Source organism: Aquabacterium sp. (genome assembly GCF_004297345.1).
In the GTDB taxonomy this organism is placed as follows: domain Bacteria; phylum Pseudomonadota; class Gammaproteobacteria; order Burkholderiales; family Burkholderiaceae_C; genus Aquabacterium.
Genome location: NZ_SCTN01000556.1, coordinates 1 through 7,867, shown reverse-complemented (window position 1 = coordinate 7,867; position 7,867 = coordinate 1). Strand labels below are relative to the sequence as shown.

Sequence of the window (7,867 nt, the reverse complement as noted above, 5' to 3'; positions counted from 1 at the left end):
CAGCCATGTCCACAGCCATGTCAGCAGATTTCACGTAGTCCTGTGACTGCTTCTCGAACACCTTGGCGGCGTCAGAGTGACGATCCGAGTCAGATAGCAGTTGAATCACCACCTGACGCGCTTGCGATACGCGCACCGGGATACTGGCCCTGAATGCGTTGATCTGCTCATCGCCCAACGACGACATGATCGTCATGGAGCGATACAACATCACATGCACATCAGCGAGCTTTTCTTGAGCGCCCGTGATGGCCACCTGCTCTTTGGTGCTGTCGTCATGCGCCTGATGGATGCGCTGCTGAAACGAGGTCATCACGGCGACGAACCCCAGGAGCGCCAAAAACAAGACCGCACAGGCCACGGCCGGTGCGGTCAACAATTGGGTGCGCAGTTTCATGCGTTCACTCCTGAAAGAAAGCTGGCGCCCACAAGGAGCGCCAGGATTCAAGTGGCTGTCTTATTTGTAGATGCCGCCGCACACGACGGTTTCATCGAGCTTCTCGCAATACATGCTCTTGGGCTCGATCTTCTTGGTCTCTGGATTGGTGAACTTGTAGTCCTGCCAGAAGGTGTTGTGCGCCTTGGCCAGATCCATGCGTTCCTTGACGAAAGCCTTGCCATCGATGTCTTTCAACTCGATGAGGTTCTTGCCGATCATCTTGCTGTTGGCACCGTGGGCCTTCACCGTGCCATCCAGACCATACACCGTCAGGTACAGATCCTGGTGATGCCAGGTGGTGTTGGCCTTGTCGCTGATCTCGCCATAGGTCTTGTCAGCACCAGCGGATTTGATCGCAGACACGCCCTTCTTGACCATGGCCACGGCGTCTTCCTTGCTGGCCCCGCCATCTGCGGCAAACGCAGCACCGGCCAACACAGACAAGGACAGTACAACAGCGCGATTGAGTTTGTTCATATCCATCTCCTTAGTCGACCAGACCCATGTCCTGGCTCATCAGCATGGCTTCGATGTCCAGCAGGATCACCATGCGCTCACCCACCTGAGCCAGCCCACGGATGTAGGTCGCCTCGATGGCAGAAGTCATTTCAGGCGCAGGGCGCATGGCCTCGGCGGGGATTTCCATCACGTCGCTGACCGAGTCCACCACCACACCGATGGTGCGCTGCCCGATGTGCAGGATGATGGACACAGTGAAGGCGTTGTACTCTGCTGACGAGCAGCCAAAGCGCATACGCAGGTCAACGATAGGGACAATCGTGCCGCGCAGGTTGACCACACCCTTGAGGAAGTGCGGCGCATTGGCGATGCGTGTGGGGTTTTCATACCCACGGATTTCCTGCACCTTCAGGATGTCGATGCCGTACTCTTCATCGCCCAGGCGGAAGGTCAGGTACTCGCGTGCCAGATCGGCCTGCACGTCCAGTTTTTCCATCATGCCCATTGCATGGTCTCCTGTGTAACTCAGTGACGCGAGCGACGCACGAGGCTGCCCACATCCAGAATCAAGGCCACTCGGCCATCACCCATGATGGTGGCGCCCGATACATCGTTGACTTTGCGGTAGTTGGTCTCGAGGTTCTTGACCACCACTTGCTGTTGGCCCAGCAGTTCGTCGACCAGCAAGGCCACGCGGCCACTTTCTGCTTCGACGACCACCATGATCCCGCTGTTGTGCTCCCAATCGAATCGGGGCACCTGGAAGACTTTCTCCAGCTCGATCACCGGCATGTACTCGTCGCGCACTTCGACCACACGACCCGAGCCGCCGATGGTCTTGACCATTTCCTGGCTGACCTGGAAGGACTCGACCACCGAGGACAGCGGCAGGATGTAGACCTCTTCGCCCACGCCCACGCTCATGCCGTCCATGATGGCCAGGGTCAGTGGCAGGCGAACCGCCACGCGCATGCCGTAGCCTTCGGCTGAATCGATTTCGACCGTACCGCCCAGCGAGGTGATGTTTTTCTTGACCACGTCCATGCCGACACCGCGGCCAGACACGTCGGTCACCACATCGGCTGTCGAGAAGCCGGGGGCGAAGATCAGGTTCCACACTTCGGAGTCGGTCAGGCTGTCTGGCGCATCGATGCCCTTTTCACGGGCCTTGCGCAGCAGCTTCTCGCGAGACAGGCCGCGGCCATCGTCACGCACTTCGATCACGATGGAGCCGCCCTGGTGCGAAGCAGCCAGGGTGATGGTGCCCACTTCAGGCTTGCCATTGGCCAGGCGGTCAGCCGGCATTTCGACACCGTGGTCGCATGAGTTGCGCACCAGGTGGGTCAGCGGATCGGTGATCTTCTCGACCAGGCCCTTGTCCAGTTCGGTGGCTTCACCCTGCGTGACCAGTTCGACCTTCTTGCCCAGCTTGTTGGCGAGATCGCGCAGCATGCGGGGGAAGCGGCTGAACACCGTCGACATCGGAATCATCCGGATCGACATCACGGCTTCTTGCAGGTCGCGGGTGTTGCGATCCAGATCGGTCAGGCCGGTGACCAGCTGTTGGTAGACAACCGGGTCCAGGCCTCGGCTGTTCTGCGCCAGCATGGCTTGGGTGATCACCAGTTCGCCCACCAGGTTGATGAGTTGGTCGACCTTTTCCACCGACACGCGGATGGTGGAGGCCTCCAGTGCAGCAGCGGGCTTCTCTGCCTTGGGTGCGGCTGGCTTGGCCGGTGCTGCGGCAGGCTTGGGTTGTGCAGGTTCGGCTGCCACAGCGGCAGCAGGCTTGCCCGCAGGTGCACCGGGCGCGTCATCGAAGAAGCCGTAGCCCTTTTCAGGGGCAGCGGCCACAGGCTCGGCAGGCTTGGCCTCTTCCAGAGGCTCGAAGAAGCCGTAGCCAGGATCCTTGGCGGGCGCGGCAGGTGCGGCTGCCACAGCTGCATCACCGTAGGGCAGGAAAGCCACTTGCTCACGCGCCACATGGAAGGTGAACAGGTCCATCAGGTCGGACTCGGCCGAAGCGGTGTCCACCTTGTAGCGGCGGGTGTTGGCCAGCGAGGGGTCATCGGGCAGCGGCTCGATGGTGCCCAGGTCGGTGATTTCCTTGAACAGATCGACCAGATTGTCGGCTTGCGACATGTCGGTCAGCGGGCCTACGCGCAATTCAACGATGCGCTTGCCTGTGGTCGGCGCAGCACCTGCGGCAGCAACCGGGGCAGCGACGGGTGCGGCAGGCGCTTCAGCCTTGACGACCGGCGCAGCAGCAGGAGCACTCGCAGCAGCTGGCGGCGCTTCACCTGCCACCATCGCACGGATATTGAACAACAACTCGGTGGTATCGACTTCCTCGCCACCGGAGCCTTGATGGCGGCCCAACATGGCCTTGAGCGCGTCGCCGGATTGCAGCAGCACGTCCACCATCGGAGGCGTTGGCACCAGTTCGTGGCGGCGCAGCTTGTCCAGCAGCGTCTCCATCTGGTGAGTCAGTTCGGCCACGTCGCTGAAGCCGAAGGTTGCCGCACCACCCTTGATGGAGTGGGCGCAACGGAAGATGGCGTTCATCTCCTCGTCGTCGGCCGCCTCGATGTCGAGCTCCAGCAGGAGCTGCTCCATGTTCTCGAGGTTCTCACCGGCTTCTTCGAAGAAGACTTGATAGAACTGGCTCAGGTCAATGCCTGCTGCCGAGCTGTTGTCAGTGCTTGTTTCTGCCATCTCTGACTCCTGGAATTCGTCGTGACGCTGAACGTGTCAGCGTGACTTAGCGGATCACCTTCTGAATCACTTCGATCAGCTTGTTTGGATCGAAGGGTTTCACCAGCCAGCCAGTGGCACCGGCGGCGCGACCTGCCTGCTTCATCTGGTCGCTCGACTCGGTGGTCAGCATGAGGATGGGGGTGGTCTTGAACTGGGCGGTTTCACGCAGCTTCTTGGTCAGGCTGATGCCGTCCATACGGGGCATGTTCTGATCGGTCAGCACCAGGTCGAAACTGCGGCCTTGCGCTTTCTCGTAGGCATCCTGGCCGTCAACTGCTTCGACGACGTTGTAGCCAGCGCTCTTGAGCGTGAAGGAAACCATTTGACGCATGGATGCAGAATCGTCGACGGCAAGAATCGAGTGCATGTCGCTCTCCGGTGCTTAGTGAAGGCTTGTTAGCAGGCTGAAAGGGGTAAACCAGTCAATAGGCGGACAGTATTTCGGCTGGTGGGACGGCTTCTTTAGAACAACTCGACCGAGCCCGCGTCCACCTCGTCCTGGGTGACCGGGTTCGGCTTCATAGGGGCTTCGTCCACAACCGCTGCGCCATCTGGATCGTCATCACCCAGAGCATCCCGGGCAATCTGATCGGCACAATTTCGCAGGCGTTTGTTCGTGTGGGCGATCAACTGCGTCGCCATGTCCTGGAACTGCAAGGCCGTCACGGTCTTGTACAGCGTCTGCCTCACAGCTTGAAGATGGGGGGTGACCTCGTGGCCCAGGTCGATGACCTCGCCCAACTGCCCGGCCGTTCCGTGAAAGCCATCCATGAGCACCACACAGGCATCGTCCAGAAGGCGCTGCAAGCGTTCCAGATCGTTGGAGGCGGTCATCAAATGGTCCTGCAGCTCGGCAGCGAGCAGCAGAGGCATCTCGGGAGGCGGGGAAGCGACGGATTCGTCGTCGTAGCTCATCTTGGCTCCACTCAACCAGGTTTCTAAACTGGCCGTCTTTCACCAGACGGCTTGGCTCAAGGACCTTTTCGGCCAAATCAGGGTGATCCTTAATACCGATATCAACAAGATCACACGGCTTTGCCAGTTGTTAGAATTTTTCGCATTTCCCGATGACATATGTTCACAATGACACGGGCAAACTTGGCGTAAATCGCGAGATCAAAGGAGCGAAGAGGCTGTGTCCGACCTGTCCCCCCTTCCGGATCCGGCCCCAGCCGGCCACCAACCCATGGCCCCCGTCAAGCTGCGCGTGCTGCATCTGGAGGACAACGACGAAGACCATGCCCTCGTTGCCGTGCACCTGCGCCGAGGCGGCATCAACACCGACATCGTCCGGGTTGAAAACGAAGCCGCACTGATCGAGGCGCTGGAGCAGGAGTGGGATCTGATCCTGTCTGACTACAACCTGCCCGGCTACTCCGGGCTGGCTGCGCTGGACAAGGTCCGCTCCATGGGCAAACTGGTGCCTTTCATTCTGGTGTCAGGCGAAATCGGCGAAGACATCGCCGTGCAAGCCATGCGCAACGGCGCCAATGACTATCTACTGAAGAGCAACCTGGCTCGCCTGGCGCCTGCTGCCTTGCTGGCCATCGAGGCCAACCGCACCCGCATCGCCAAACAGCGCGCTGATCTGGCTTTGAGCCGATCGCGCCAGCAACTGCGCGAGCTCGCCCAGCACTTGCAAACCAGCATCGAGCAAGAGCGTGCCGCCATCGCACGTGAAATCCATGACGACGTGGGCGGCGCCCTGACGGCCGTCAAGTTCGATCTGGCCTGGATTGCACGCCACGCAGGCTCACCCGAGATCGCCGAGCGCGTGCAGCAGGCGCTGGAATCGGTGGGCCATGCCCACGAGGCCAGCCAGCGCATCATGCACAACCTGCGCCCCGCCATCCTGGAGCAAGGCCTGGTGGCCGCACTGCAATGGATGAGCGACCGGTTTGCCAAGCGCACCGGCCTGCAGGTGGCCTTCCGCACCAGCCACGAAAAGCTGCAACTGGCACCTGGTGTGCCTCTGGTGGCCTACCGATTTGCGCAGGAAGCGCTCACCAATGTCTCCAAACACGCACAGGCCAGCAAAGTCAGCGTCGATCTGACGCTGGCTGGCGGCGTCCTGTCCATCGAAGTGACTGACAATGGCAGAGGCTTGAGCGCGGAAGACTTGGCCAAGGCGAGGTCCTTCGGTATCCGTGGCCTGCACGAGCGGGCCGAAACGGTGGGCGGCTGGGTAGACATCAGCAGCAATCCCGATGGCACCACCTTGATCCTGTCCGTGCCGCTCTCCGGCCCCGAGAATGGTTTCATTGACCGTCTCCTGCCCGATCTGGACAACCTCGGAGCGAGCAACGAGACCGACCCGGACGACCCCACTGTTTGGGGCTGAGCGATCACCCACGCCCGACCATGATCAAAGTCATTCTTTGCGACGACCACGCCCTGATCCGACGCGGCATCCGCGACACGCTGGCCGATGCGCCGGATATTGATGTCGTGGGCGAGGCAGCCGATTACGGCGAGTTGCGCACCCTGCTGCGCGACAAGAACTGTGACGTGCTCGTGCTGGACATCAACCTGCCCGGCCGCAGCGGGCTGGACGTGCTGCATGTGCTCAAGGAAGAAGGCAGCACATTGAAAGTGCTGGTCGTCTCCATGTACCCGGAAGACCAGTACGCCATGCGAGCGCTCAAGGCCGGCGCGTCAGGCTACTTGAACAAAGGCAGCGATGCCGCGCAGATCGTGGCGGCCGTGCGCACCGTGTCGCAAGGCAAGAAGTACGTGACGCCCGAGATGGCGCAGATGCTGGTCGACAACCTGACCACGCCGGCTCAGGAAGATGCGCACCAGAAGCTGTCAGACCGGGAACTGCAGACTTTGGTGATGATTGCATCGGGCAAGCGCCTGTCGGACATCGCCGAGCAACTGTTGCTGAGCCCCAAAACTGTAAGCGTGTACCGCGCGCGGGTGCTGGAAAAGCTCGGCCTGACCAACAACTCCGAATTGACCGTTTACGCCATTCGAAACGGCCTGGTTTAAACAAACCTCATTGTTTTTGATTTAAAGCGCCAGCCGCAGATGCGGTTTGGCGCTTTTTGCATATATTGACCGAAATTCAATAATGAGAATATGGGAAACCCATAGAATCAATACCATCGAACAATATCCGTAAATATGAGTTGTCCGTTTTCATGGTGAAAATGAATTGATACGAATAACCCTTGAATAAGGGATATCCCGACATATTACGCCACAACACACTTCTTTCCGCTATGTGAAACAACACAGGAAAGAAGCCATGAGCGAACGCAGAGCACTGCTTAAGTTGATGGGCGCGGGCGCGGGTGTCAGCCTCGCAGCCCCCAGAGCATCAGCGGGGCTGCTCCCCACCCCGCAACCCACGCTGCCTCAATATGACAACCTGCTGGGTGGCCTGACCCGCGCGGCAGATTTGATGGGCAAGAAAATTGCCTATAACTGGACCTATAACGCCCCCAATCTGGCGGGTGCACCATTGGTATTCGGACTGCCTCTGGACGAAATACCCTCGCTGGAATGGCTACTGAAAGTCGTCGATGTCATATTAAAGCTGGTGGGTAATTTCCTGACCGCTTTGGCACGGCAACTCGATCCGGCCCACGCAGGCGACTTGGGTGCCTTGCAGCAACAAATTGACGCCATGCAGGTCACGTTCACCGAGGTGAACAGGCGCCACGAGCAGTTGCTGCAAGCCCATGCCGGCCAGACCTCGGCTGATCTGGCCACCATGGCCGAAGTGGCGCTCTTGCAGCAACGCATTCAGGGCTCGCTCACACGGTTACCGGACATGTGGGCCACGCTGGTGAAGCTGGTGCAAGGCCAGGTCAATGGGCCAGGCCTGGGCGATTTCAGCGACAAGGACAGCCTGGCCCGCTTTGACGCCTTGTTCGTCACCATGCCCATGCCGGATATGGCCAAGGAATGGCACAGCGATCAGGTGTTTGCCCATCTGCGGGTAGCCGGCCCCAACCCGATGCTGATCAAGCGCGTGAACACCGCCCTCCCGGCCAAATTCCCCTTTCAGGACAGCCAGTACCGACAGGTGATGGGCAACGACGACAGCCTGTCAGAGGCCATCGCCAGCAAGCGGCTCTACATCCTCGACTACGTGCAACTCGGTGACATGGCACCCGCTGCTGTCACCAACAAGCTTCTGACGGGTCAGAGCTACAACAGCGCGCCCATCGCCTTGTTCGCCGTCCCCAAGGGCGGCCAAGCCTT

At 59.9% G+C, this 7,867-nt stretch carries 8 protein-coding genes and 1 pseudogene; 3 read left to right on the top strand and 6 right to left on the bottom strand.

Translation table 11 applies throughout. From position 1 onward, the window contains the following. From EPO09_RS21350 to EPO09_RS21325, 6 genes are all read right to left on the bottom strand, one after another. The coding region (locus EPO09_RS21350) for a hypothetical protein (protein WP_290646482.1) at positions 1-397 on the bottom strand (397 nt) is incomplete at its 3' end. Positions 398-457: 60 nt separating this feature from the next. Next, the gene (locus EPO09_RS21345) at positions 458-916 is read right to left on the bottom strand and encodes a cache domain-containing protein (RefSeq protein WP_290646480.1); all 459 of its coding nucleotides are present in this window, start codon (positions 914-916) and stop codon (positions 458-460) included. 10 nt (positions 917-926) lie between these two features. Further along, complete coding sequence (locus tag EPO09_RS21340) at positions 927-1,403, bottom strand: chemotaxis protein CheW (protein ID WP_035039379.1); 477 nt, start codon at positions 1,401-1,403, stop codon at positions 927-929. 20 nt (positions 1,404-1,423) lie between these two features. Continuing rightward, complete coding sequence (locus EPO09_RS21335) at positions 1,424-3,613, bottom strand: chemotaxis protein CheW (RefSeq protein WP_290646478.1); 2,190 nt, start codon at positions 3,611-3,613, stop codon at positions 1,424-1,426. Between the two features lie 46 nt (positions 3,614-3,659). Further along, positions 3,660-4,022 (bottom strand): response regulator, encoded by a 363-nt coding sequence (locus EPO09_RS21330; protein ID WP_290646476.1) that lies wholly within the window; start codon positions 4,020-4,022, stop codon positions 3,660-3,662. A gap of 95 nt (positions 4,023-4,117) precedes the next feature. Then, a complete protein-coding gene (locus tag EPO09_RS21325) occupies positions 4,118-4,570 on the bottom strand; it encodes a hypothetical protein (protein ID WP_290646474.1) in 453 nt (150 codons plus the stop codon). Between the two features lie 271 nt (positions 4,571-4,841). On the opposite strand from EPO09_RS21325, the gene EPO09_RS21320 reads away from it, so the two are divergent. From EPO09_RS21320 to EPO09_RS21310, 3 genes and pseudogenes are all read left to right on the top strand, one after another. Beyond that, positions 4,842-5,996 (top strand): response regulator, encoded by a 1,155-nt coding sequence (locus EPO09_RS21320; protein ID WP_290646472.1) that lies wholly within the window; start codon positions 4,842-4,844, stop codon positions 5,994-5,996. 20 nt (positions 5,997-6,016) lie between these two features. Further along, on the top strand, positions 6,017-6,646 hold the full coding sequence (locus EPO09_RS21315; protein ID WP_290646470.1) for a response regulator transcription factor: 630 nt from the start codon (positions 6,017-6,019) through the stop codon (positions 6,644-6,646). A 259-nt stretch (positions 6,647-6,905) separates the two neighbouring features. Beyond that, positions 6,906-7,867, top strand: a pseudogene (locus EPO09_RS21310) (hypothetical protein); the annotation flags it as partial.